This is a genomic window from Streptomyces mesophilus, from assembly GCF_011044995.1.
GTDB lineage: Bacteria > Actinomycetota > Actinomycetes > Streptomycetales > Streptomycetaceae > Streptomyces > Streptomyces mesophilus.
The window spans coordinates 1-24721 of sequence record NZ_JAAKZW010000119.1 but is presented as its reverse complement, the minus strand read 5'-3'; the positions used below and the strand labels follow the sequence as shown (position 1 = coordinate 24721).

The 24721-nt window shown below is 71.3% G+C and carries 21 protein-coding genes; 9 read left to right on the top strand and 12 right to left on the bottom strand.

Annotated features, from left to right (window positions below; genetic code table 11):
* Positions 1–754 precede the first annotated feature (754 nt).
* Together G6045_RS24740 and G6045_RS24735 are read right to left on the bottom strand one after the other, a co-directional pair.
* On the bottom strand, positions 755–2404 hold the full coding sequence (locus G6045_RS24740; RefSeq protein WP_165334285.1) for an alkaline phosphatase D family protein: 1650 nt from the start codon (positions 2402–2404) through the stop codon (positions 755–757).
* A 73-nt stretch (positions 2405–2477) separates the two neighbouring features.
* Positions 2478–3125 (bottom strand): HNH endonuclease family protein, encoded by a 648-nt coding sequence (locus G6045_RS24735; protein ID WP_165334279.1) that lies wholly within the window; start codon positions 3123–3125, stop codon positions 2478–2480.
* A gap of 495 nt (positions 3126–3620) precedes the next feature.
* On the opposite strand from G6045_RS24735, the gene G6045_RS24730 reads away from it, so the two are divergent.
* The 3 genes from G6045_RS24730 to G6045_RS24720 all read left to right on the top strand — a co-directional run bounded on the left by G6045_RS24730 (position 3621) and on the right by G6045_RS24720 (position 5571).
* Complete coding sequence (locus G6045_RS24730) at positions 3621–4202, top strand: TMEM165/GDT1 family protein (protein ID WP_165334278.1); 582 nt, start codon at positions 3621–3623, stop codon at positions 4200–4202.
* Positions 4203–4456: 254 nt separating this feature from the next.
* Positions 4457–5128, top strand: coding sequence for an HAD-IA family hydrolase (locus tag G6045_RS24725; RefSeq protein ID WP_165334277.1), 672 nt, complete (start codon positions 4457–4459; stop codon positions 5126–5128).
* 113 nt (positions 5129–5241) lie between these two features.
* Positions 5242–5571: an antibiotic biosynthesis monooxygenase family protein gene (locus tag G6045_RS24720; protein WP_165334276.1), complete on the top strand. Its 330-nt coding sequence runs from the start codon at positions 5242–5244 to the stop codon at positions 5569–5571.
* A gap of 125 nt (positions 5572–5696) precedes the next feature.
* Here the strand turns inward: G6045_RS24720 and G6045_RS24715 are convergent, their stop codons facing one another.
* Positions 5697–6248, bottom strand: coding sequence for a hypothetical protein (locus G6045_RS24715; protein ID WP_235968279.1), 552 nt, complete (start codon positions 6246–6248; stop codon positions 5697–5699).
* 8 nt (positions 6249–6256) lie between these two features.
* Positions 6257–7036: a hypothetical protein gene (locus G6045_RS24710; RefSeq protein ID WP_165334274.1), complete on the bottom strand. Its 780-nt coding sequence runs from the start codon at positions 7034–7036 to the stop codon at positions 6257–6259.
* 94 nt (positions 7037–7130) lie between these two features.
* On the opposite strand from G6045_RS24710, the gene G6045_RS24705 reads away from it, so the two are divergent.
* Complete coding sequence (locus tag G6045_RS24705; RefSeq protein ID WP_165334284.1) at positions 7131–7643, top strand: GNAT family N-acetyltransferase; 513 nt, start codon at positions 7131–7133, stop codon at positions 7641–7643.
* 112 nt (positions 7644–7755) lie between these two features.
* On the opposite strand, the gene G6045_RS24700 is transcribed toward G6045_RS24705, so the two are convergent.
* Positions 7756–9834: an MDR family MFS transporter gene (locus tag G6045_RS24700; RefSeq protein ID WP_165334273.1), complete on the bottom strand. Its 2079-nt coding sequence runs from the start codon at positions 9832–9834 to the stop codon at positions 7756–7758.
* 190 nt (positions 9835–10024) lie between these two features.
* Between G6045_RS24700 and G6045_RS24695 the strand changes: the two genes are divergently transcribed.
* Both G6045_RS24695 and G6045_RS24690 read left to right on the top strand, forming a co-directional pair.
* Positions 10025–11014, top strand: coding sequence for a peptidoglycan-binding domain-containing protein (locus G6045_RS24695; RefSeq protein WP_206344131.1), 990 nt, complete (start codon positions 10025–10027; stop codon positions 11012–11014).
* 301 nt (positions 11015–11315) lie between these two features.
* Positions 11316–11708: a hypothetical protein gene (locus tag G6045_RS24690; RefSeq protein WP_165334271.1), complete on the top strand. Its 393-nt coding sequence runs from the start codon at positions 11316–11318 to the stop codon at positions 11706–11708.
* A 39-nt stretch (positions 11709–11747) separates the two neighbouring features.
* On the opposite strand, the gene G6045_RS24685 is transcribed toward G6045_RS24690, so the two are convergent.
* From G6045_RS24685 to G6045_RS24675, 3 genes are read right to left on the bottom strand one after another with little or no spacing between them, the layout of a single operon-like run.
* The gene (locus tag G6045_RS24685; protein WP_235968272.1) at positions 11748–12308 is read right to left on the bottom strand and encodes an MOSC domain-containing protein; all 561 of its coding nucleotides are present in this window, start codon (positions 12306–12308) and stop codon (positions 11748–11750) included.
* 41 nt (positions 12309–12349) lie between these two features.
* Entirely contained in the window at positions 12350–13528 is a 1179-nt protein-coding gene (locus G6045_RS24680) for a DUF2330 domain-containing protein (RefSeq protein ID WP_165334270.1), read from the bottom strand.
* A 42-nt stretch (positions 13529–13570) separates the two neighbouring features.
* On the bottom strand, positions 13571–15034 hold the full coding sequence (locus tag G6045_RS24675; RefSeq protein ID WP_165334269.1) for an MFS transporter: 1464 nt from the start codon (positions 15032–15034) through the stop codon (positions 13571–13573).
* A 303-nt stretch (positions 15035–15337) separates the two neighbouring features.
* Here G6045_RS24675 and G6045_RS24670 point away from each other — a divergent pair, with 303 nt between their 5' ends.
* Positions 15338–17350, top strand: a complete 2013-nt coding sequence (locus tag G6045_RS24670) for a bifunctional glycosyltransferase 87/phosphatase PAP2 family protein (protein WP_408056358.1) — start codon at positions 15338–15340, stop codon at positions 17348–17350.
* On the opposite strand, the gene G6045_RS24665 is transcribed toward G6045_RS24670, so the two are convergent.
* Positions 17310–18971 carry a glycosyltransferase family 87 protein gene (locus G6045_RS24665; RefSeq protein WP_235968270.1) on the bottom strand — a complete coding sequence of 554 codons (1662 nt, stop codon included), beginning with the start codon at positions 18969–18971 and terminating at the stop codon, positions 17310–17312. The genes G6045_RS24670 and G6045_RS24665 overlap by 41 nt on opposite strands.
* 443 nt (positions 18972–19414) lie before the next feature.
* Between G6045_RS24665 and G6045_RS24660 the strand changes: the two genes are divergently transcribed.
* Both G6045_RS24660 and G6045_RS24655 read left to right on the top strand, forming a co-directional pair.
* The gene (locus G6045_RS24660) at positions 19415–20584 is read left to right on the top strand and encodes a steroid 3-ketoacyl-CoA thiolase (protein WP_165334268.1); all 1170 of its coding nucleotides are present in this window, start codon (positions 19415–19417) and stop codon (positions 20582–20584) included.
* 113 nt (positions 20585–20697) lie between these two features.
* Complete coding sequence (locus G6045_RS24655) at positions 20698–21966, top strand: alpha/beta hydrolase family protein (RefSeq protein WP_206344129.1); 1269 nt, start codon at positions 20698–20700, stop codon at positions 21964–21966.
* Between the two features lie 74 nt (positions 21967–22040).
* Here G6045_RS24655 and G6045_RS24650 read toward each other — a convergent pair whose 3' ends face one another.
* The 3 genes from G6045_RS24650 to G6045_RS24640 form a co-directional block, all read right to left on the bottom strand.
* Positions 22041–22481 carry an aggregation-promoting factor C-terminal-like domain-containing protein gene (locus tag G6045_RS24650; protein WP_165334267.1) on the bottom strand — a complete coding sequence of 147 codons (441 nt, stop codon included), beginning with the start codon at positions 22479–22481 and terminating at the stop codon, positions 22041–22043.
* A gap of 348 nt (positions 22482–22829) precedes the next feature.
* Positions 22830–23690 (bottom strand): ECF transporter S component, encoded by an 861-nt coding sequence (locus G6045_RS24645; RefSeq protein WP_165334266.1) that lies wholly within the window; start codon positions 23688–23690, stop codon positions 22830–22832.
* A gap of 34 nt (positions 23691–23724) precedes the next feature.
* A partial coding sequence (locus G6045_RS24640; protein WP_165334265.1) for an energy-coupling factor ABC transporter ATP-binding protein occupies positions 23725–24721 on the bottom strand: 997 nt, incomplete at its 5' end.

Here is a 24721-nt window from a genome sequence, read left to right as displayed (position 1 = left end):
CGTCGGGGGTGCCCGAATGACAATGCACCCCACCCCGTCCCCTTCCGCTGTCGCGCGACTGCCGGCCGGTGGGGTGTTCCGCCCTGCACGTCGGCACCAACCGCTGACCCGCGGCTGCCGGCCGGTGGGGCGTTCCGCCCTACCCGTCGGCACCAACCGCTGACCCGCGGCTGCCGGCCGGTGGGGGCGCAGATCTTCAACCCCCTACGGCCGCAGACCGGCGCCCAGTCCGTCCGCTTCGCCGCTTCGCCGGTGTGCGGGGCTGCGGGGCATTACCTCCACTCGCCCGCCCGTCGCCGCACGATGCCTGAGCAGAACCCCTACCGGCCCGCAGCCGCGCGACGACGGAAGGGGACGGCGGGGCGCGGATGTGGCACGCACCCCGGCCGGCCCACAGCCGCGCGACGGCGGAAGGGAACCCGGAGAGCGCGGATGTGACGCGCACCCCCACTGGCCCGCAGCCGCGACGTCTGGACGGAACCCCCACCCGCCCGTAGCAGCGTGACGTCTGGGCGGATCCCCCACCCACCCGCAGCAGCGTGACGTCTGGGCGGATCCCCCACCGGCCTGCAGCCGCGGAACCGGCGGAAGGGGACGGGTAGGGGTGCCAGTTACACGGGCGCCCCCGACGTCAGCGGCAACTCTTCGCGGGAACGGTGCCATTGCCCGTGTAACTGGTACCCCGGACCGGCACCGACCCCACGACGCAACCACAGGCGGGCAGGCGCACGCGCCGCCGCAGACGCAGCGCTGCCTACGGCGTGAGCTGCGTGTCCTCGATCGCCTCGAGGCGCGGGTTGCTGCCCCGTACCCGTTGGGCCTGGTCGAGGCGGAGGCGGGCGGTGCGGCCGCGGAGGGTGAGGGTCATCAGTTGGTTGCCGAACCAAGGGCCGCCCGTTCTGCGCCACTTGATGGGCTGCTGCCCCAGTCGTCCGTGGCGGGCGAAGCGGCGGCCGAGGGCGCGGCCCGCCTTGCTCCAGCCGAAGCGGAAGCCCCACTTCACCGAGCGGTGGATGGAGTTGTGGACCGGGGAGCAGGTCAGCTGGAGGATGCGGGCGTCGGGCGTGTGTTCACCGTTCGGCCAGGTCGGCTCGGCCGCGTACGCATGGTGGACGTCGCCGGAGAGGACGCAGACCGTGGCCGGGGCGCTCGGGCCCGTGCCCGCTTCCGCGATCAGCTCGGTCAGCGCCTCGAAGGAGCGCGGGAACGCCGCCCAGTGCTCCAGATCGCTGCGCCGCCGCAGATCCTCCGCGAACCGGGCCCAGCGCGCGCCGCGTTCACCGCGCGCGAGCGCCGCGTTCCACCCCTCGGCCTCGTGGATCAGGTGGGGGAGGAGCCAGGGCAGCGAGGTGCCGATGAGCAGGTGATCGCTCGACTCCCGGTCGGCGAGCGCCTGTTCGCGCAGCCACGCGGCCTCGCCCTCGTCGAGCATCGCGCGCTCGGACTCCTTCAGGACGCGCGCGCCCCGGGTGTCCACCATCAGCAGCCGTACGCGGCCGAAGTCGCGCCGGTAGCTCCAGCGGGTGCGCGCCGGGTCCCGGTCGGACTCGGCGGCGAAGGCGCGCAGGTCGTCCGTGCCGTCGGGGGTCGCGCGCACGGCCGCGTACAGCGCGTCGGCGGCGAGCTCGGCCGGGGGGAGGTTGCCCAGGTGCTGGTAGACCCAGTACGACATCAGGCCGCTGAGGATCCGCTCGTTCCACCAGGGCGTGGCCCGCATCTCGGCCAGCCAGGACTCGCTGGTGTTCCAGTCGTCGATCACGTCGTGGTCGTCGAAGATCATGCAGCTGGGCACGGTGGAGAGCAGCCAGCGCACCTCGGGGTCCAGCCAGGACTCGTAATAGAGGTGCGTGTACTCCTCGTAGTCCGCGACCTGCGCACCCGGCGGCTCGCGCAGATCGCGCCGTGCGGCCAGCCAGCTCCTGGTCGCCTTGGAGACCATGTCCGCGTACACCTGGTCGCCGAGCAGCACCAGGACGTTCGGGCGTACGTGATCCGGGTGGGCCGCCAGTTTCGCGGCGAGGGTGTCCAGGGCGTCGGGTCCCACCGGATCGTGCTCGCTCGACGGCGGAGCGGCCCAGCGGCAGGACCCGAAGGAGACGCGTATCTCGTCGTCGTCCGCGCCCGAGGGGGTGTGGATCGTGGACGGCGGGAAGGGCGAGTCGGGCAGCGGCCAGACCCGCTGACCGTCCAGGAACACCTCGTACGAGGTGTCGCTGCCGGGCGTCAGACCGGTCACCGGGATCAGCGCATAGTGATGCCCCGCCACCTGGAACGTATGCTCCCGGCCGCCGGCGCCGTCGGCGCAGCGCACCTCGGCCGTACTGGGGCGGTCGGTCTCCACCCATATCGTCGCGGCCGCCTCGTCGACATAGCGCAGCAGCGGGCCCAGGCGCAGCCGGGTCATCGTGATCACTTCCCTCCGTCGCCCGTACGGTACGGAACGACGGAGGGCAGCGGGGAGGTTCCTGCGTAAAGATTCAGCAGCCGCTGAGTGCGGATGTCAGCGCGTTCTTCTCGGCGGAGTCGACGCTCAGCCCGTAGTGGTGCTTCACGTCCACCCACATCCGTACGTACATGCAGGTGTACGCGGTACGCGGCGGCAGCCACTCGGCGGGGTCGAGGTCGCTCTTGGCCTGGTTGACGTTGTCGGTGACCGCTATCAGCTGGGGCTGGGAAAGGTCGTTGGCGAACGCCTGGCGCTGGGCGGTGGTCCAGCTGCTCGCGCCCGAACGCCAGGCCTCGGCGAGCGCGACCACGTGGTCGATGTCGAGATCCGATGCCGCGGTCCAGGTGGCGCCGTCGTACGGGGAGTACCAACTGCCGGACGTGGCCGCGCAGCTGGAGTCCTGCTGGACATTGGTGCCGTCGCGCTTGAGGACGACCTCGCGGGTGTTGCAGGCGCCGGACTGGGTGATCCAGTGCGGGAACTTGTCGCGGCTGTAGCCGGTCGAGGAGCCCTCGGCCTTCACGGTGAGCTGGCCCAGATACGTACGGGCGGTGGTGGCGCTGATCGGGGTGGGCGGTGCGGCCTGGGCGGGCGGGCCGGTGAGCAGGCTCACAGCGGCCGCCGCGGCGGTCAGGGCGGCGAGTGCGCCGGCTCGTTGACGCGCGTAGACACCGGACATGCGAACTCCCTTGAGGTGGGGGGATGTTGAGCGCTCCCGCGGGTTTCGGGCCCGCTCATGCTGGCGGCGCGATATTGCGTGGAGGTGTGCGCCGGGTGACAGGGTCCCGTCAAGGCGATGAGCGGACAAGAGGGCGTGCGCAATCGCCATCCGTCCCTGATCTCAAGGGAGTTGGTGAAAGGGCCGGTCGGGGGAGGGTGCGGCCGTGATCGAGGGTCGGGACCTAAGGCCCTGACGGGCGCGGACGTAGGTCGCGTACGATGGATGGCGCAGAAGGGGAGTAGCTCTTCGCCGGACCGTCGACATACTGCTCAGCCGTCTTCACCGACTGGCTGGGCCGGCGCCCGGAGCGGATCACCTGTGATCCGCCAGCGAGACCTTCGGCTACGCAGTGCCGCACGTGTGCCCTCGTCAGGGAGTCACACCTCAGCGCGCTGCCGTGCCGAGGTGTCCGCAGCAACTCTCGGTGGGGCAGCCCCGACCGATTGAGGAACTTTGATCAGCTTCAGCGTCATGGCGCTCGTCTTCGGCGTCGTCTTCCTTGCCGAACTGCCCGACAAGACCGCGCTCGCCGGCCTGGTCCTGGGCACCCGCTACCGCGCCTCGTACGTCTTCGCCGGAGTCGCCGCGGCCTTCGCCGTGCATGTCGCCCTTGCGATCGCGGCCGGCTCGGTCCTCACCCTGCTCCCGAGCCGTCTCGTCCAGGCGCTCACCGGCGTCCTGTTCCTCGCGGGCGCGGTGATGCTGCTCATGAAGAAGGACGAGGGCGAGGAGGAGGTGCGCAAGCCCGAGGACCAGTCCTTCTGGAAGGTCTCGGGTGCGGGCTTCATGCTCATCCTGGTCGCCGAGTTCGGCGATCTGACCCAGATCATGACGGCCAACCTCGCCGCCAAGTACGACGACCCGCTCTCGGTCGGCCTCGGTGCCGTCCTCGCGCTCTGGGCGGTCGCGGCGATCGGCATCGTCGGCGGCAAGGCGCTGCTCAAGCGGGTGCCCCTCGCGCTGATCACCAAGATCGCGGCGATCGCGATGCTGGCGCTTGCGGGCTTCAGCCTGTACGAGGCCGTGGCGCCGTAAGCCTCCCGCCGAGGGCGTTGTGACCTGCTGTTTTCCGGCGGCCTGTCCGGTATCGGGCAGGCCGCTGGCGTATCACCCGCTCTGGTTTGTATGCTGTAGGAACAAAGTGGTCCTCGCCCGCACCCCCTGACCGGCGGGCGGGACCGCTCTGTTTCTTCCGCGGCCGCATCAGGCCGCGGCCTCCGCGGCCGGCCATCGGTCGCGGGCCCCCCGTGGCCGGTACCCGGCCGCGTCCCGAGCTCAGGAGACCGCCGATGACGGCCACCGAAGCCCCCACCGTGCTGACCGCCCGCGCCCTGCTTCTGGACATGGACGGCACGATCGTCAACTCCGATGCGGTGGTGGAGCGTTGCTGGCGGCGGTTCGCCGACAAGCACGGTCTCGACTTCGAGCGCGTCATCTCCGTCGTGCACGGACGGCAGGGCTACGCCTCGATGGCCGTCCTGCTCCCGGACCGCCCGATGGAGGAGAACTACGCGGAGAACCGCGAGATGCTCGCGGCCGAGACCGCCGACATCGACGGTGTGGTCCCGGTGGGCGGCGCCCCGGCCTTCATGGCCGCGCTCCAGGACCTGCCGCACGCCCTGGTCACCTCGGCCGACCTGGCGCTCGCCACCGCCCGGATGAACGCGGCCGGGCTGCCCATGCCGGCCCACCGCGTCACCGCCGAGTCCGTCTCGGCGAGCAAGCCGGACCCCGAGGGCTTCCTCAAGGGCGCGGCCCTGCTCGGCCTCGACCCCGCCGACTGCGTGGTCTTCGAGGACTCCGGCGCGGGCATCGCCGCGGGCAAGGCGGCCGGCATGCGCGTGGTGGGTGTCGGCCCGCGCGCCGCACAGTACGAGCCGACCCTGCATGTCATGGACCTCGACGATGTGAAGATCGTCGCAGGGGCGGACGGATCGGTCGAACTGCACTTCAAGGGCTGAGCACATCGGCTTCCACGGGGCCCAGCTGCATCTTTGCGGCCGGGCCCCGTTCGCATGCCCCGGAGTGGGGGGCTCCTGACGGCGGCCGGGGGTGGCTGCGGGAAGATGGATGTATGAGCATCGTGAAGATCAACGCGCTGACGGTCCCAGCCGAGCAGCGGGAGACCCTGGAGAAGCGGTTCGCCGCGCGCGCCGGGGCCGTGGAGAGCTCCGACGGTTTCGAGTGGTTCGAGCTGCTCAAGCCGCTCGAAGGCACCGACCAGTACCTCGTCTACACCCGGTGGCGCAGCGAGGCCGACTTCCAGGCCTGGATGGAGGGTCCGATGAAGGCGGCCCACCAGGGCGGCGCCGGTGAGGGCGGCGAGCGTCCGAAGCCCGCGGCCAGCGGTTCCCAGGTGTGGACCTTCGAGGTCGTGCAGCAGGCGGGCCCGAAGCCTGCCTGACCTGCGTACGAGTCCGGCCTGACCTGCGTACGGGTGGGGTGCGGGACCGTACCGTCGTACGGTCCCGCACCCCACCCTTCGTATGCCGGTCGGACTCCTCGGATGCTTCGGATTCCTCCGATTCCTCAGACTCCGAGGAGCCGCTCGGCGAGCTCGCGGTAGTCGCGCAGTGCGAGCCGCAGTTGCTCGGTGTCGGCGGTCGTCCCGTCCGCCGGCGTGCCGGGCTCCGTGCCCGCGTCCGTGCCCGTGGACCAGGACGTGCGCAGCGACCGGCGTCGCTCCGCGAGGAGTTCCGTGAGGCGCGCCGTCGCCTCCTCCACCACCTTGTCGGCTTCCCGTACGGAGTCGCGCGGGGCGTCGACGAACCCGTTCACGGCGTGCTGCAGCCGCCGCTCCCACTGGTCCCGGTCGTCCCGCCCCAGCAGTCCGCGGCCCTTCGCGTGCGCCCGCTGGTCGCCCGCGAGCGGCCGCTCACCGATCCGCTCGCTGCCCGTGTGCACCTGCTCGCCGACTCGCTCGTCACCGGTGTGCTTCCGCTCACCGATCCGCTCGTCGCCCGCGTGCTTCCGCTCGCCGATCCGCTCGTCGCCGGTGTGCTTCTGCTCGCCGACTCGCTCGTCGCCCGTGCGCTTCTGCTCGCCGGCCCGTTCACTGCCCGTGTGCATCCGGTCGCCCATCACGGCCCTCAACTCTCCTTCGCCCGATGCCGGTTGAATATCCCGGCCGGCCCCACCCGGGTCCGCCCCGAGTGCGCTCCCGGCTCGTCCTTCGCGTGCGGCCGGTCCTTCTCACCCGTGTGCTTGTCCTCGCCCGCGTGCTTCTCCTCGGCCGCGTGCTCGTCCTCGTCCGTGTGCTTCTTGCGGCCCGGCATGATCGCGGACCGCGGGCGCCGCTCCGGTTCCGTCTCACCGCGCCCGCGCCGGCCGTCCGCCGTGCGGAGCAGCTCGTGGAACAGGGCCCGCGCCTCGACCATCGCCTCCCGCAGCGACTCGGTACCGGCCTCGCCGTTCCCGTGCGCCGCCGCGTGCACCCTGCGGTAGCCCTGCACCTGGTACGCGTGATGCACCGACAGTGCGGAGAGCTGCTCCTCGTAGCGTTCGCGGCCCGGATAGCCGCGCTCGGCCGCCAACTCGGCGATGAGGGCGTCGACTTCGGCCACCGCCTCGCGCGGCGACTCCACGAACCGTTCCTGCGCCCTGGCCCAGCGGGTCTCGTACTGCTCCCGCGCCCCGCCCGCGAGGGGCTTCGGCGTGAGCGAACCGTGCTGCTTGACGCGCTCGTCGAGCTCCCGTTCGGCGGCCCTGGTGTCGCCGTCGTGGCGGGCGACCGTCCGCTCGTACTCCGGTCCGAAACGGCGCTCCAGGCTCCGGCCGCCGCCACCCGCCCTGCGTGTTACCAGGAACACCGCGCCGGCGATCAGCGCCACTGCGGCCACGATCACTATGACGGTCACAACTGCGGACATGGTCGCGCTCCTGTCATGAGGGACTGTCAGGCAACCGAGTAGCCCGGACACGCAGAGGAAAACCCGATGCGCACCGCGTGACCGGCGGCGGATGATGGCGCGCGTGAGCACTGCCTGGACCGTCACCCGTGAACCCGTCGATTCCCCCGCCGCCACCGCACTGTGGCGGGCGTACTACACCGAGGTCAGCGACCGCTGGTATCTGAAGGAGACCGGCCGGCCGACCGCACCGGACGAACTGGAGCGGGGGATCGCCGAGGAGACGGGGGAGGGGCTGCGCGGACCGGACGGGGTGCTGCTGGTCGCGCGCCTGCGCGGTGAACCGGTGGGCACCGCGGGCGTACGGCGGCTCGACGCCACGACCTGCGAGCTCAAGCGCGTCTTCCTGCTCCCGTCGGTACGGGGCAAGGGCGGCGCGGGGGCGCTGATGGACGCCGCCGAGGAGACCGCCCGCGCGTTCGGTGCGCGACGGCTCGTCCTCGATACGCGGCTCGACCTGATCGAGGCGCGGAAGCTGTACGCGAAGCGGGGGTTCGCGGAGATCCCGGCGTACAACTCCGGGGCGTATCAGGAGATTTGGTACGGCAAGGAGCTGACCGGCTCGTAAGCCTGGAGCTTCGTAAGCCCGGAGCCTCGTAAGCCCGGAGCCTCGTAAGCCCGGAGCCTCGTAAGCCCGGAGCCCGGAGCCCGGAGCCCGAAGCCCCCGAGCCCCGAACCCTCTAAGCCCTCGCCGCGTGATCCCGCGGCACCCCGCCCACATTCGGCGTCTCCGCGTCCGAGCCCGAAAGCTCGGTGCTCAGCTCCTCGACCAGGCGGACGAGGTCCGTGGTCCGGTCCGGGCCCCACCAGTCGCCGAGGAGTTCCGCGAGGGACTCCTCGCGGGCCTTGCCGAGCTTGGCGGCGACCTCGCGGCCCGCGGGGGTGAAGACCAGCCGCATGCCCTCGCGGGAGGCGAGCTTGCGCTCCTCGAGCTGGCGGGCGGCGGCCTGGATCCGGGCGAGTGGCACCGTGGTGTTCTCGGCGAGCACCGCGGGCTCGGTGTGGCCGAAGCGCTGGATGCGCAGGAGCATCCAGCTGGCCGCGGGCAGCAGGTCGTAGCCGGCCCTCGCGGTGATCTTCTGGTAGATCTCCCGCCGGCCCTGCCGCGTGCCGAGCACCGACAGCGCCCGGTGCACCTCGTCGCGCGAGGAACGCTCGACCGGATTGCTGGCGAGTGTCTCGGTGATCTCGGGCGCGGTCACCGAACCCCGCAGCTTGTCCTCGCGAAGCAGGAATGACAGCGCGAAGGCGACGAGCGCCACCGGCACCGCGTACAGGAAGACATCCGTGATCGCGGTCGAGTAGCCGTGCAGCGCCACGCCCTGCAGATCCGGCGGGAGCTGCGCGATGGTGCGCGGGTCGTCCTCCAGGGTCTTGACGGTGATCCCGGAGGGCAGGCTCTGGCCGGCGAGGGCGTCGCTGAGCTTGCCGTCGAGGCGGTTGGTGAAGATCGTGCCGAAGATCGCGACGCCGAACGAGGCACCGATCGAGCGGAAGAACGTCGCGCCCGACGTGGCGACGCCGAGATCCTCGTAACTCACGGCGTTCTGCACGATCAGGACCAGGACCTGCATGACCAGGCCGAGACCGAGGCCGAAGACGAAGAAGTACGCGTTCATCTCCCAGGTGCCGGTGGTCTCCTTCAGCTGGTGCAGGAGCAGCAGGCCCAGCGAGGTGATCGCGGTGCCGGCGACGGGGAAGATCTTCCAGCGGCCCGTACGGGAGACGATCTGGCCCGAGATCGTCGACGACAGGAGCAGGCCGAAGACCATCGGCAGCATGTGCACGCCCGACATGGTCGGCGAGACACCCTTGACGACCTGCAGGAACGTCGGCAGATAGGTCATCGCACCGAACATCGCGAAGCCCACGACGAAGCTGATCGCCGCCGACAGCGTGAAGGTCCGGATCCTGAACAGCTTCAGCGGGAGCACCGGCTCGACGGCCTTGCGCTCCACCGCGATGAACGCCACGAGCAGCACGGCGCCGAGCACCGCGAGGCCGATGATCTGCGCCGAGCCCCAGGCCCAGGTGGTGCCGCCGAGCGAGGCCACGAGGACCAGGCAGGTGGCGACCGAGGCGATCAGGAACGTACCGAGGTAGTCGATCTTGTGCGGCCGCACGGTGTGCGGGATGTGCAGCGCCGCGGCGATCACCAGGAGCGCGACGATGCCGATCGGCAGGTTGATGTAGAAGACCCAGCGCCAGCTCAGATGGTCCACGAACAGGCCGCCGAGGAGCGGGCCGAGCACGCTGGTCGCGCCGAAGACGGCGCCGAACAGGCCCTGGTACTTGCCGCGCTCACGGGGCGAGACGATATCGCCGACGATCGCCATCGAGAGCACCATCAGACCGCCGCCGCCCAGGCCCTGCAGGGCGCGGAAGCCGATCAGCTGCGGCATGTTCTGCGCGATACCGCACAGCGCCGAGCCGATCAGGAAGATCACGATCGCGGTCTGGAAGAGCTTCTTGCGTCCGTAGAGGTCGCCCAGCTTGCCCCACAGGGGTGTCGCGGCGGTCGACGCCAGCATGTACGCGGTGACCACCCAGGACAGGTGCTGCATCCCGCCGAGGTCGCTGACGATCGTCGGCAGCGCGGTCGAGACGATGGTCTGGTCGAGTGCCGCGAGCAGCATGCCGAGCAGCAGCGCCCCGATCGACACCATGACGCTGCGCTGTGTTTGTCCCGTACCGGGCGGATGTCCCACGCCGGGCACGGCCACGGCGGGGGTGCCCGCGCCGCTCACGTCCTGGGCCATCGACGTCTCCTTGCTGCCGCGGCCGGCGCCCGGCACCGGCTCCGACTGGTGCGTCTGATTCCATCCTGGTCGGGATGGGCCGTTATGGCCTGTTGGGGGAGGGCTCAGGACGTGGGGTCGCTGGGCCTGGTGCGGCGGGAGCTGCATAATCGCTGGGAGCTCTAGGGAGGGGACCCCAGCGGTGAGCGGAATGACGTGCCCTGAGTGCGGCGCGCCCAGGGACAGAAGCGGTGCGCCGCAGTGCGGCTGCGCGCAGCGTGCGGCCGATGCGCTGCGCGACGGGCGGTCCGCCGACGCGGCGGCGGACGTGGCGGCCTCGGAGGACTTCGACCCGCTGCGGATACGGCCCTATGTGTCGCTGTCGCCGGAGGCCGAGACCACGGACGACACGGCCAGGCTGCCGGTGGTCTACGAGGCGGCGGCGCCGCCCGCGGTGCGTGAACCCCGTGCGGCGGACGTGGACCGCTTCGTGCCCGGCGGAAGCGAGGCCGGGTATGGAGGCGATGCCGGGTACGGGAGCGATGCCGGCTACGAGGTCGAGCTGGAACGCGCGGCGCCGCAGGTCGGGCCCGGGCCCTCGGCCGTACGGGGCGGGTCCCGGGGCCGCCGTCGGCGTCCTCGCACCGCGCTGCTCGCGATCTGCGGGGCCGCGGTCGCCGTGGTGGCGGTGGCGGCCACGGCCAGTGGGTTCTTCTCGGGCGACGACGACGGCACCAGGGAGCAGGCGCTGCCGGACCGGTCCACCAGCGCCCCGGCGAGCAGTGTCGCGCCGAGCCCGAGCGAGAAGGCCTCGAAGTCGGCGTCCCCGAGCCCGTCGGCCTCGAAGTCGGCCAGTGCGTCCGCGTCCCCCTCGGCCTCGCCGTCCAAGTCGCCGAGCGCTTCGCCCTCGCCCACGCTCAAGGCCTCGGGCACGGCGACGACATCCCAGCCGCCGCAGAGCACCGGCACGCTGCAGCAGGGCGACAGCGGCCCCGCGGTGGAGCAGATGCAGGGAATGCTGCGGGACGTCTGGGTCTACCACGGCCGCCCGGACGGGAACTTCGACGACAAGACCCGGGACGCCGTCGAGATGTTCCAGGTCTGGTACGGCGTGAACGAGGACCCGAAGGGCGTCTACGGTCCGGCCACGCGGGCCGCGCTCGAGCGTGCGGTCGGGGACGGGGACCGCCAGCGGGACTGAGCGCCCCCGCCCCGTACGTCCGCCGGATCAGCCTTCGTCCCGTGCCCGCCGGATCAGCTTCCGTCCCGCGCCCGGCGCCACTCGCGTACGGCCTCGTCGACATCCACAGGCTTGTCGACGAACGACTCGAAGCTGACGCCAGGGGGCTTACGCTCGGGCATGGCTCAAACGTGGCAAAGGCGCGCGCGAGCGTCCCGGCCGACGGTGTGGCCTCGGTCACGCGGCCGGACGGGCGGCGCGCTCTAAGATGCGGCGGCGCGCGTCAACCGCGCCGTATGTTCCGTGACTTGAAGGAGCGCAGGTGCTCGAGCTCACCATGGCCTCGGTCTCGCAGGCGGACGCAGGAGCTACGGCCGGGATGGCCATGGCGGACGCGGACAGCACCCCGGGGGAGGTGCTGCGGGTCGGCCGCGACCGTACGGTGTGCCGGCTCGCGCCGCCCGAGGACTGGCTGTTCATCTCGCGTACGCATCTGGAGTTCCTGTGCGGACCCGACGGCGTCTGGCGTGTGACCTGGCTGCTCGGCTCGCACCCCGACCCGGCCTCCGAGGTGCAGGTCCGGGTCGGGCAGCAGCACCAGCCGCTCGCCTACGGGGCCACGATGGCGTTGCCGCACGGCGGCTCGGGCGAGGTGATCATCCAGGACCGCACGAGCCCGCGTACGGTCAACGTGGGCTTCTACCACGAGATATGAGGGACCGTCACCGCGGGCTCAGGCGCGTTCCACGAGAGCTCAGACGCGTTCCAGCGGCCGGTGCGGCCCGTCCGGAAGTTCGGCCTTGATCGCATCGCCGGGGCGGACCCGGCCGCCCTCCCGTACGACCGTCATGATGCCCGCCTTGCGGACGAGCGCGCCGTCCTCGTCGCGGAACACGACCTGCTTGAGCAGCCCGTCCTGATAGCCGTCGATCTGCACGCACGGATTGCGCAGCCCGGTGACCTCGAGGACCGCCCCGTCGCCGATCCGCAGCAGGGTGCCGGTGGGCAGGCCGAGCAGGTCGATTCCGCTCGTGGTGATGTTTTCGCCGAGCGCACCCGGCACCACCTCATGCCCCTGCCCGGCGACCTCGGCGAACAACTCCTCGTGGATCAGGTGCACTTGGCGCAGATTGGGCTGCGTAGGGTCCTGGGCGACCCGCGAGCGGTGCTTCACGGTGACGCCCGCATGGACGTCGCCCTCGACGCCGAGCCCGGCGAGCAGCGTGATGCTGTCGCGGTTCGGCTTCGTGAAGGAGTACGTGGCGTTGCTGCTGACCGCCGTCACGGTCCCCTGGCTGTCCTCGTTCATGTCCATGCCCAAGCCCCCCTGCCTGCTGAAACGGATCTCCCGCGACCCTAATCGAGCGGCGGCGGAGTCCATACGGGCGGGGGCGGGGTGACCGTTCGCCGGGCCCGTGCGACCGCACGCCAGGCGATCGCGGTGAGCAGCAGCAGGGCCGCGCCGCCGACGGTGACGATCCATGCGGGGATCCCCGCCCAGCGCAGCAACTCCTCGTCGTGGACGACCTCTTGATACGGCTCGTCCGTGGCGGTCCGGCGCAGCTCGTGGTCGCCGGTGATGTCCGAGGGGTCGGGGAAGGTCTGCTCGATCGCCGTGAGGTACCGCGTCCGCCCGCCGGCGAAGGAGTCGAGCGCCGGGCCCGCCGAGGTGCTCAGCCGCCCCGCGTACGTGACATCAGGCAGGTACCCGCCGATCGCCGAGCGTGTCTCCATCCGGTGCGCGGCCAGCACGTACAGCTCCAAGTGCTGTGGCTGTGCGGCCAGTTGGGAGAGCCGCATCGGATAGACGAGTCGGTCGCTCGCGAACGAGATCTTCAGCGGGTCGAGCGCGCCGCCGAGCGTCGAGCCGCCGCCCTCGTCCGGTGCGAGGCGGATCGCCACGTAACTCCAGCCTTGATCGACGTACGGGCGCAGCGCCTGCGACAGCCGCTCGGGGAGCCGGAAGCCCTCCTGCTCCAGCCAGTCGGCCAGCGCGTCCGGGTCGGATGCGGTCAGCCGGGCCACGTCGAAGGGCCCGAGCCGTTCGCGTCCCGTGACACCCACCGGCGCCGAGCTCTCGGGGGCGCCGGCCCCCGCACCGTCGCCCGCCTCGCCGTCCGAGAACGGGAAGTCGCCCTCGCGCGGCCAGAAGTAGCGGCGCTCCTTGTGTACGGGCGCGGTGAGTTCGGCTAGCTCGTCGAAGAGCGCACGGTCGCCGAGCCGCACGTCGGCGCGTGACGGCACCGGCATGATCCAGGCGGCTTCACGGGCGTCTCCCCGTACGGAAAGACGCATCGCGATCTCCTGCCGCTCGCCGTCCCAGCGCACCGCCGAGACCTCGCGGTCCACCGAGATCGAGGAGCCTTCGTCCGGCACCATCGCCCCGCAACCGCAGGCATACGCAGGGTTGATCAGCGAGCCGAGCTGGAGCGCGAAGAGCGCAAGGAGTACCGCGGCGATCCGTCGGCCGAGCGGGACGGCCGGCCCGCGGTCGCTCCTGACCGTGGCCGGCCGTTCCCCGAACCCGAAGTGCATGCGTCCATCCCCCCGTGCAGACTCACGGGCACAGACGGCCGCCTACCGTGCGCCGGTTCCCACCAGGACCTTCTCGCCGGCAATGGTCGTCGGACCGTTCGCCGCCGCCCGCAGCTGCCGCGCCTCGGCCTCCGTCTCCACGGCCGGTGGCGAACCGGGCAGCGGACGCCCGGCCGACTCGGGCATGAACCAGGCGGCGATCCCGCCGATGACGGCCGCGCCCATGAGGTAGTAGGCGGGGATCATCAGGTTCCCCGTGGTGGCGATCAGCGCCGCCGCGATCAGCGGGGTCGTACCGCCGAAGAGCGAGACGGAGATGTTGAAGCCGACGGACAGCGAGCCGTAGCGGACCTTCGTCGGGAACAGCGCGGGCAGCGCCGACGGCATCGACGAGGTGAAGCCCACGAGCAGCAGGCCGAGGCCCACGAGACCGAGCGCGATCGCCCAGGTCGAGCCCGCGCGGATCAGCAGGAGCGCGGGCACCGACAGGAGGACGAAACCGACGCAGGCGCCGCCGATGACGACGCGGTGGCCGACGCGGTCGTTGAGCCGGCCCATAGGGATCTGGACGGCCATCATCAGGACCATCACGCCGATGAGGATCAGGGTGCCGTGCGTGGCGTCGTAGCCGAGTTCCTCGCTGAGGAAGGTCGGCATGTACGAGAGCAGCATGTAGTCGGTGACGTTGAAGACCAGGACGAGCCCGATGCACAGGATCATCGCCCGGCCGTTGCCCACGAACATCTCGCGCAGCTTCGGCTTGGGGAGCGCCTTCTGCTTGGCCTCGGCCTCGTCGGCGAGCGCCTGGAACGCCGGGGTCTCCTCCAGCTTCATCCGCACGTACAGACCGATCAGACCGACCGGTCCGGCGATCAGGAACGGGATGCGCCAGCCCCAGCCGTACAGGTCGGGCTCGGCCATGAACGTGGTGAGGGCCGTCGCGAGCAGGGCGCCCGCGACATAGCCGACGAGCGTGCCGAACTCCAGGAACGAGCCGAAGAACCCGCGCTTCTTGTCCGGCGCGTACTCGGCGATGAAGGTGCACGCGCCGCCGTACTCACCGCCGGTCGAGAAGCCCTGCACCATGCGCGCCAGGATCAGCAGCACGGGAGCCCAGACACCGATGGCGTTGTACGAGGGGATCAGACCGATCGCGAAGGTGCCCGCCGCCATCATGATCATGGTGAGGGCGAGGACCTTCTGGCGGCCGATGCGGTCGCCGAGCGGTCCGAAGAAGGCGCCGCCGATCGGGCGGACCAGGAAGGCCGCGGCGAAGGTGCCGAGGGCCGAGAGCACCTGGGCGGTGCTGGACGCCTCGGGGAAGAAGACATGTCCGATCGTCACGGCGAGATAGCCGTAGACGCCGAAGTCGAACCACTCCATGGCGTTGCCGAGCGCGGCCGCCTTCACCGCTCGCTTCACGAGCGCGGGGTCGGTGACGGTGACGTCGCCGACGGGCGGCTGCGGGGTTTCGGACGGTTGCCGGTCCAGAGTGGTGGGTGACATGAGAGTCGACCATAGGACCCGGTTGCCCGGTTACGTGCCGTGTGCGGTCCTTTGCGTACTGACGGGAAACCCCCTCCTGCCAGGCCTGACGTACACAAGATCAATCCCTGATAAGCGCACGCTTTGTGACCTTTGTCGCGCGCTGCCGCCGCAACCGCGACCCCTGCGAAGCAACCCAGGAGCTCCGCGAAGCAACCCAGGAGCTCCGCGAGGCAACCCAGGACCCCCGATACCGGCGTCTTTCTCTCAAAGACGGGGATACGCGCAGATGAAGGAGCGGCTGGGGGAGGGGGCCGGGCGACCGTGGTGAACGCGGAGCGCAGCGAGCGGCAGTCGGTCTTCGGGGCGGGCGTCCCGATCGGCCGGATCGGGGCCGCGAGCGTCGCGTTATGGCTGCTTGCGGCCGTGCTCGGCGCCCGGCAGATCGCGGCCGTGCTGCGCTCGCCGCCCGGTGAGCGGCTGATCGAGCTGGAGAACTGGATCGGCCCGCTCGGGGTCCTCCAGGTCCGCGGCTCCCTCTATGCCGGCGGGGAGTTCAGCGGGACGCCGTTCACCGGACTCGTCCTCAAACCGCTGAAACAGTCGGCGGAGCACACACTCGGCGTCTTCTGGACCTTCGGCACGCTGCTCCTGGTCGGCCTCATCGGAGTCGTCGCGGCCCGCGCCCTGCCCGCCCCGGTCACCCGCCGCGCCGCGCTGCTCGGGGCGCCCGTCGCGATCGTCCTCATGATGCTGTCGCTGCCGGTGCGCAACACCCTGCACCTCGGGCAGACCAGCATCATCCCCGTCCTGCTCGTCCTGCTCGGCTGTTTCACCGTCCGCGGCGAACGCACCGCCGGTGTCCTCATCGGGATCGGCGCCGCCCTCCAGCCGACGGTGCTGCTCTTCGCCCCGCTCCTGTGGTGCACCGGCCGCCGCCGCGCCGCCGTCTCCACCACCGGCACCTTCACGGCCGCGACCGCCCTGGCCTGGGCGGCCATGCCCCACGACTCCTGGACGTACTGGGTGCACCATCTGGCGGGCGCGGGCCTCGGCGGCGCCCCGGCCCAGGTCTCCAACCAGTCCCTGCACGGCGCGCTTCTGCGATTCGGCCTGCACGGACCGGGCGAGACAGCTGTCTTCCTCGCGCTCGGCATCGTGGTCGCGGCCGTGGGTCTGCGCCGCGCCGTGCACTACGCGCGCGACGGGCAGCTGCTCCTCGCCGTGGCCCTGACCGGATGCGTGGCGGTCGCCGTCTCGCCGACGGCCTGGCAGCACCAGCTCCTGTGGCTGCTGCTCGCGGTGGTCGGCCGCGTCGGCACCAAGACCGCCACACGGCTCGTGTGGCCGGCGGCCGTCGTGGTGGTGATGACCCTGCCGGCCAAGGTGATCCTGCTCGACCGGGCGGTCCTCTTCCCGCTACGGGACAACCTGCTGCTCCTCACCGCCCTGGCCGCCGCCTGCGCAGTCCCCTTCCTGAGCCGCACCTCGCCGTACTTCCGCGAGCCGGTCCGCACCGACTACGCGACCCCCGTCGACGCCCGCTGGAGACGTATCCCTCTCCTGCCGCTGTGGCGCCGCGCCCTGACCCGCCCGAACCTGCTGCTCGAACTGCTCCTGATCCGCGTCTTCTACTGGGTGTACTCGCAGGTCCGCCTGGCCGCGACAGCCGGCCGCGAGCAGGCCGAAGCGCACGGCACCCAGATCTACGAGCTCGAAAAGGCGTTCTTCCTCGACATCGAGCTGTGGCTCAACCACCTGGTGGCGCGCACCCCTTGGCTCGAAGCGGCGATGAACTCGTACTACACGTCCTTCCACTTCGTGGTGCCGCTCGCGATCCTCGCCGTGCTCTACCGCCACCGCCCCGCCGACTACCGCTGGGCCCGCAGTGCCCTGGGCCTGGCCACCCTGCTCGGCCTCGCCGGCTTCTGGCTCTACCCGCTCGCACCGCCGCGCCTGATGCCGGACCTCGGTTTCGTCGACACGATCCACGGCGTCCAGGACTTCACCCAGCCCGACTACGGGGCGATGACCGCGCTCACCAACCAGTACGCGGCCATGCCCTCGCTGCACTTCGGCTGGGCGCTGTGGTGCGGTCTGGTCGTCGCGGTGCTCGCCTCGCGGTGGTGGCTGAAGGCGCTCGGCCTGCTCCATCCGATGCTCACCCTGGTGGTGATCGTGGGCACGGCCAACCACTGGATCCTGGACGCGGCCGGCGGCGCGCTCGCAGTCGGCGCCGGCTTCTTCCTCGTATACGCGCTGTCGGGGCCCCGCAGAACGAAGGAGCCCGCGCCGCTCAGCAACGCCCCGGCGGTGTCCATCCGTACGCCGAGCTGATCCGGTACTCGCCGGGACCGTCGACTTCGAGCCGTACGAACGCGCCGTCCCGCGCGAGACAGCCACCCGAGGTGGTCAGCCACGGCGAGTACGCGATCTTGACCGTCACCGAGCCCTTCGCCGAAGCCCGGACGACCAGCGACGTCTCATCGGACCGCACCACCTCGGCCGCCCCGGAGACCAGCGGCTCGGCGTCCCGCACCCGGAACACCTTCCAGTGCTCGTCCTGCCACACCGGCTCCAGGAACCCGGGACCGCTGCGCACCAGCGCAGCCTCCCGCTCGGCGGGCCCGTCCGGGCGCGCGTCCTTCGGCAGCACGACCAGGCCGACGGCCCACCGGTCGAGCCAGTCCTTGTACGCCTCGGGCGAGAAGGCGCCGTCCGGTACACCCGCGCCCGGATAGCCGTCGTAGAACAGCGGTCCGCGCTCGACGTCGGCCTGCCGGTTCCAGCCCTTGGCCAGGTTGACGTGCGGCGCGAGCAGCACCGATTCGCGGTGGTCGCGGGCCGGCACGACCTCGACCCGGGTGCGGTCCGCGCCGAGCCCGTCGAGGGCCTCGACCAGGGAGTCGGTGTGCTGCGCCCAGGCCGGCACCTTGGTGTAGACGACGATGTCGTCGACCGCTTTCTGCGTCACCCAGTACACGGAGAACACCAAGGTCAGCACGTACGCGACCCGCTTCACGCGGTCCGCGCGGCGCTGCGGTCCGGAGGGCTTCGCGGGCAGACACGCGAGCAGCACGGCGGGCGCGATCAGCTGCGCGAACCGCTCCACGTTCGTCCCGATCGGCGAGGCGATCAGATACGTCAGCACCACACCGAGCGCGTACACCGCCGCACCCGCCTTGAGCGTGCGCCACTTGGCCGGCGCGACGAGCAGCACGGCCGCACAGAACAGCACGGGCGCCAGGATCCGCCCCCACCCCATGGGCTGCACACCCTCGAACGGGAAAAGCAGCGTCGTCAGGCCGACCACCACGAACGGCGGCAGCAGCAGCGACAGGGCCCGCCCCCAGTCCCGTACGAGCAGAAAGGCCGCACCCACCACGACCAGATAGAGCCCCGCGACCGGTGACCCCATCGTCGCGAGCGCCGCGCACAGGCCCGCCCACCAGATCCGCCGCGCCCCGATCAGGAGCACACAGGCGCCGAGCGCGAACGCGATGCCGAGGGCGAAGGTGGTGCGCCCCGAGATGACGTTGCAGCACAGGGCGTACGAGGTGAGCAGGGCCGGCCACAGCGGCCGGGCGATCCCGGTGCGCACCCACAGCATCCCGCCCAGCCAGCCCGAGGCGAGACCGGAGAGCAGCGTCACCGTCTGCACGCCGAGCGCGGCCATCAGATACGGGGAGATCAGGCTGTAGTTGGCGGTGTGCAGCCCGCCGTACCAGGACAGGTTGTACGGGGAGCCCGGGTGCTCGGCCACAAAGTCGGCCCAGGCCTGCTGGGCGGCGAGATCCCCGCCGCCCTTCGCGAACACCAGCCACCACACCGCGTACAGCGGAAGCAGGGCGAGCGTCGAGAGCAGCGGCACCCGGTGGCGGACATGCCAGACGGCGCGGTCCGCGGTCGCGGCGGGCGACCGGGGGTGCGACGGCGACGACAGGGCGTCCTGGGCCATGGATGACGGCTTTCGGTCCGGCGGATGAGCTGGGCAACCTCGTAGACGCTAGCCAGCCGCAATCCGTTCAGGCACCCGGCCCCCGGTTCCGGGCGATTTGCGCAGGCCGGCACGGAACAGCGGGCCGACTCCGGGGCCGGGACACGTAGTAACGGGTTCTACCTGTGGCAAGGGTTGTGCGGAGATCTTTTACGCGCAAGTGGGGTGCAGGAACGGTGGCTGTGCGTGCAAGACCCTTGCGGTGGACGGGCCTGAGTCGTGAGACTGTCCCCGTAACTAGAACGCGTACTAGTTCTTGAGTCAGAAACAGACCTGAGGTCGAAGGCTCGGCCGGGCGGGGTGCCGGGACACCCCCCACGGACCGCAACACGTCACTTGAGGAATCAAGGCGGCAAGCAGCCGGCTCGCGAAAGCGGCGGCGGGCCGGCCGCGAAGGAGGGCTCATGGCCGCGGAACCCGTCATCGTCGAAGCAGTGCGCACACCCATAGGCAAGCGCGGGGGCTCGCTCGCCAACCTCCATCCCGCCTACCTCCTGGGCGAGACCTACCGTGAACTGCTCGCGCGCACCGGGATCCAGCCGGACTGCGTCGAGCAGATCGTCGGCGGCACGGTCACCCACGCCGGCGAGCAGTCGATGAACCCGGCCCGCACCGCCTGGCTGACGATGGGCCTGCCGTACGAGACGGCCGCGACCACCGTCGACTGTCAGTGCGGCTCCTCGCAGCAGGCCTCGCACATGACGGCCAACATGATCGCGGCCGGTGTGATCGACATCGGGATCTCCTGCGGGGTCGAGGCCATGTCCCGCGTACCGCTGGGCTCGGGCTCCAAGCACGGTCCGGGCAAACCGATGCCGGACGAGTGGAACGTCGACCTGCCCAACCAGTTCGAGGCCGCCGAGCGCATCGCCCGCAACCGGGGCCTGACCCGCGAGAACGTGGACTCGCTCGGCCTGATCTCGCAGGAGCGGGCGCAGATCGCCTGGGCCGAGGAGCGCTTCAAGCGCGAGACCTTCGCCGTCCAGGTGCCGACCACCGAGGACGAGCAGCGCGCCGGACAGGGCATGTGGCGGCTCGTCGACCGTGACGAAGGGCTGCGCGACACCTCCATGGAGGCGCTCGGCGGCCTCAAGCCCGTGATGCCCACCGCCGTCCACACCGCCGGCAACTCCTCGCAGATCTCCGACGGCGCCTCCGCGATCATGTGGGCCTCGAAGCGGATGGCGCGCGCCCTGAAGCTCAAGCCGCGCGCCCGGATCGTCGCCCAGGCCCTGGTCGGCGCGGACCCGCACTACCACCTCGACGGTCCGATCGACGCGACGCGTGCGGTGCTCGGCAAGGCCGGGATGTCACTCAAGGACATCGACCTCGTGGAGATCAACGAGGCCTTCGCGTCCGTCGTCCTGAGCTGGGCCCAGGTCTTCGAGCAGGATCTGGAGAAGGTCAACGTCAACGGCGGCGCGATCGCCCTCGGTCACCCCGTCGGCGCGACGGGCGCCCGCCTGATCACGACCGCGCTGCACGAACTGGAGCGGCGCGACAAGGAGTTCGCGCTGATCACCATGTGCGCGGGCGGGGCGCTGGCCACGGGGACGATCATCCAGCGGCTGTGATTTCCCTGGTGCGCGGCGCTGAAATCCCCCGTACCGGGGTGTAGTTGAGTACACCCCGGGATCCGGGGGCTGGTCGGATGGGGCCGGGCGCGGCCGCGTACGACCATCTCCTCATGACGACGAACCGGACGAACCAGACGCTCAACTCCCGCCGTACGCACCGCACTTCACGCGGCATCAGGGCCGCCGTCGCCGCCTGCGCGGCGGTCGCCCTGACTGCGACCCTGACCGCTCCGGCCTTCGCCGATGCCCGGCCCGCCGCCGTGGCGCACCAAGGGCGTGGCGACCTCGTGAGCGTGGAGCCCGTCGCGGAGCTGAGCAAGGCGCAGGTCGCCGCGTTCCTCGCCCGGGCCGAGATCGGCGACGACACCGTGCGCCACGGGGTGCGCGCGTACCGCCTGACCTACCGCACGATCGGCACCGACGGGCGCCCCACCACCGCCACCGGACTGCTCACCCTGCCCGTCGGCGGCGAACGGCGGCTCGACCTCGTGTCCGACACCCACGGCACCATGGTCCACCGCGACTACGCGCCCTCGGTCGCGGCCGACTTCGGCAAACTGCCCTCGTATCTGCACGCCTCCGCGGGCCGCGCCGTCGCCGCCCCCGACTACCTCGGGCTCGGCAAGGGCCCGGGCACCCACCCGTACATGGACACCCGCTCGGCCGTCACCGCCTCGCTCGACATGCTGAGCGCCGCCCGCACCGCGGCACAGCGGCTGCACCGGCCGCTGACCGGCGACGTGTACGCGACCGGCTTCTCGCAGGGCGGCCAGGTGGCCATGGCGCTCGGCCGCGAACTGAGCTCCGGGCAGGCCCGCGGCTTCCGGCTGCGCGCCCTCGCTCCCGTCGCCGGACCGTACGACCTCACGGGCGAAGAGGTGCCGGCGCTGTACGACGGCCGGGTCAACGACATCAGCGGCCTCTTCTACGTCTCGTACTTCCTCGTCGCCCAGAACCGGCTGCACCCGCTGTACAGCGACCCCTCCGAAGCCTTCCGCGCCCCCTACGACGAGCGCGTCGAGGCGCTCTTCGACGGGGAGCACCAAGAGGAGGACGTGGTCACGCAGCTGCCGGGAAGCGTGAAGGAGCTGCTCACCCCCGAGTTCTACGAGCGGCTGCGGCACCCCGACGGAGCGCTCCTGACCGCCCTGAAGAGCCAGGACGACAGCTGCGACTGGAAGCCCAAGGTGCCGGTGCGCCTGTACGCGTCGGCCGGCGACACCGACGTACCCATCGGCAACGCCCGCAGCTGCGCCGCCGACCTTGCCGCGCACGGGGTGCGGGCGCCCGTGCTCGACCAAGGCGCGGTGGACCACTTCGGATCGTTCAAGAAGGGCGGGCCGAAGGCGGTGGCGTGGTTCGACCGGCTCGCGCGCTGAGCGTGAGCGCACGACGAAGCGGCCGCCCCTCACGAGGAGGGGCGGCCGCTTGCGCCGGTTGTTCAGGGTCCGGCTCAGTACCAGTGGTGCTGCTGCCAGAAGTTCCACGCGCCGACCGGGGAGCCGTAGCGGGAGTTCATGTAGTCGAGGCCCCACTTGATCTGGGTGGCCGGGTTGGTCTTCCAGTCGGCGCCCGCGGACGACATCTTCGAGCCCGGAAGCGCCTGGACCAGGCCGTACGCACCGGAGGAGGCGTTCGACGCAGTGTGGTTCCAGCCGCTCTCACGGGAGACGATCTGGCTGAACGCGTTGTACTGCGCCGGGTCCGGGATCATCTGCTTCGCGATCGCCTGCGCCGAGCCCGCGGCGGCCGGGGCGGCGGCCGGAGCCGCCTGCACGGTCGCGGCCTGAGCGGGAGCCGCCATGAAGACCAGACCGGCGGCCGAGGCGCCCACCAGGGCGGTGGCGACGGCCTTCTTCGGGGAAGCGATACGGCGGATGCTGGCGAGAGACACGGAGAACCTTCCGGTCGGGAACAGGGCAGTCGCAGGCAAGCCGGTACCGCGGGAACAGTGCGGAGGGGTTTGCCGGGGCGGGGCCCGTGGGGGCCGCCGTGCCCTGCGACTCCTCCAGAGAAGCAGGGCTGTTACGTCGCCGCAATGACCCCTCTTACTAGTGGTCCTCGCATCAGGGGCGTAATGGCCCCAATCTCGCCGGACCCCTTGTAACCGCAGGTCAGACCCCCTGTGAGACCCCTAGGGGAACAGGCCCTGAGGTCTACTATCCCGGTTCGTAAAGGACCTTGGTCCTGTGGGCGGGGTCACCTGCGAAGGACCCCTACTGTTACGTAGGGCTAGGAGTCGTTACGGTTTTTCGGGCGGTTTTGTATCGGTTTTCGGTGCTTCGACACTGTCGCTACCCTCGGCGAACGTGACCGGTACCTCGAAGGCCGCCTTGCGCGTGGCCCGCCGCAGCGCCTTGAGGATCGTCGGGCCGAGTGTCAGCGTCAGGACCACCGTGATCGCGGCCCGGCCCAGGTCCCAGCCCATGGAGGTGGCGAGACAGTAGGCGAGGTAGCGGGCGAGGTTCTCGTGCAGCGGGTCGCCCGGCACGAAGGAGATCCCCGAGCCGAGGCCCCCGACGATCGGCCAGCCGTACAGGTTCATCACGAAGCCGTACGCGAACGAGGCGACCGCCCCGTACAGCGCGAGCATGCCCATCTCGGCCCGCCCCCGCAGCCGGTCCGCGCCCGGCAGCAGACCCGCACCCATGGCGACCCAGCCCATGGTCATCATCTGGAACGGCATCCAGGGCCCGACCCCACCGGTCAGGAGCGCGGACGCGAACAGGGTCACGGACCCGAGGACGTAACCGAAGCCGGGCCCGAGCACCCGGCCGGCCACGATCATCAGGAAGAAGGTCGGCTCCAGGCCGGCCGTCCCCGCACCGAGCGGCCGCAGCGCGGCGCCCACCGCGGCGAGCACACCGACCATCGCGATGGCCTTCGCGCCGATCCCGCTCTCCGAGATGGTCGCGAGCACGACGCCGAGCAGAAGGGGGAGCAGGGCGGCGAACAGCCAGGGCGCGTCCTTGGCGTGCGAGACACCCGACTGCGGGTCGGCGAGGAGGGGCCAGCTGAACGCGAAGAACCCCGTCACGCTGACCAGCAGCAGCGCCGCGACCGACTTCGGCCCGAGCCGCACGGCCCGCGCCTGCGCGGTCATGCGCCCTCCCCGATGGCTGTGCGCACCTGCCCGGTCACGCGCCCTCCCCGATCGCCGTGCGCACCTGGCCGACCGTGAGCCACGGCAGCGGTGCGAGGATCTTGCCGACCTGCGGGGCGAACGCCGGCGAGGACATCACGACCTCCTCGGTCGGCCCGTCCGCGACTACCTCGCCCTCGGCGAGGATCACCACGCGGTGGGCCAGCTCGGCGGCGAGTTCCACGTCATGGGTGGCGAGCACGATCGCGTGCCCGTCGGCGGCCAGAGCCCTCAGTACGGTGACGAGCCGGGCCTTCGCCGCGTAGTCCAGGCCGCGGGTCGGCTCGTCGAGGAGGAGAAGCGGGGGCCGGGCGGTCAGTACGACGGCCAGTGCGAGCGCGAGGCGCTGTCCCTCGGACAGGTCACGGGGGTGGGTGTCGTCCGGGATGCCCGGCAGGAGCTCCTCGACCAGCGCACGGCAGGTCCCGGCCGCGGCGGCCGCGTCCGCGTCGGCGGCCGCGCACTCACCGGCCACGGTGTCGGCGTACAGGAGATCGCGCGGCTCCTGCGGTACGAGGCCCACGCGCCGGATCAGCTCCCGCGGGGCGGTCCTGTGCGGGACGGCCCCGGAGACGCGCACACTGCCGGACGAGGGTTCGACGAGTCCGACGAAGGCGGACAGGAGTGTGGACTTCCCGGCCCCGTTGCGCCCCATCAGCGCGATGGTCTCGCCGGGGGAGACGGTGAGGTCCACGCGGCGCAGGGCCTCGATCCGGCCGCGGTGCACACCGAGGGAAGCGGCGACGGCGGTGCGGTCGGTGAGCGGCACGCTCTCGGCCGGAGCGGGCTCGGGCTTGCGGCGGCGGAGGGAGAAACGGCGGCGAGGGGTGTCTGCCGCCCGGGGGCTGGACAGTCCCCGCCCTCCCGGGGGCCGAGCCCCTTCGAGCCTATCGGCGCCCACTGACAACGCCGCCTCCTCGGCCGCCGACGCCCGGTCCTCCTCCGCCGACGCCCGGCCCTCCTCCGACGAAGCCCGGCCTCCCACCGACACC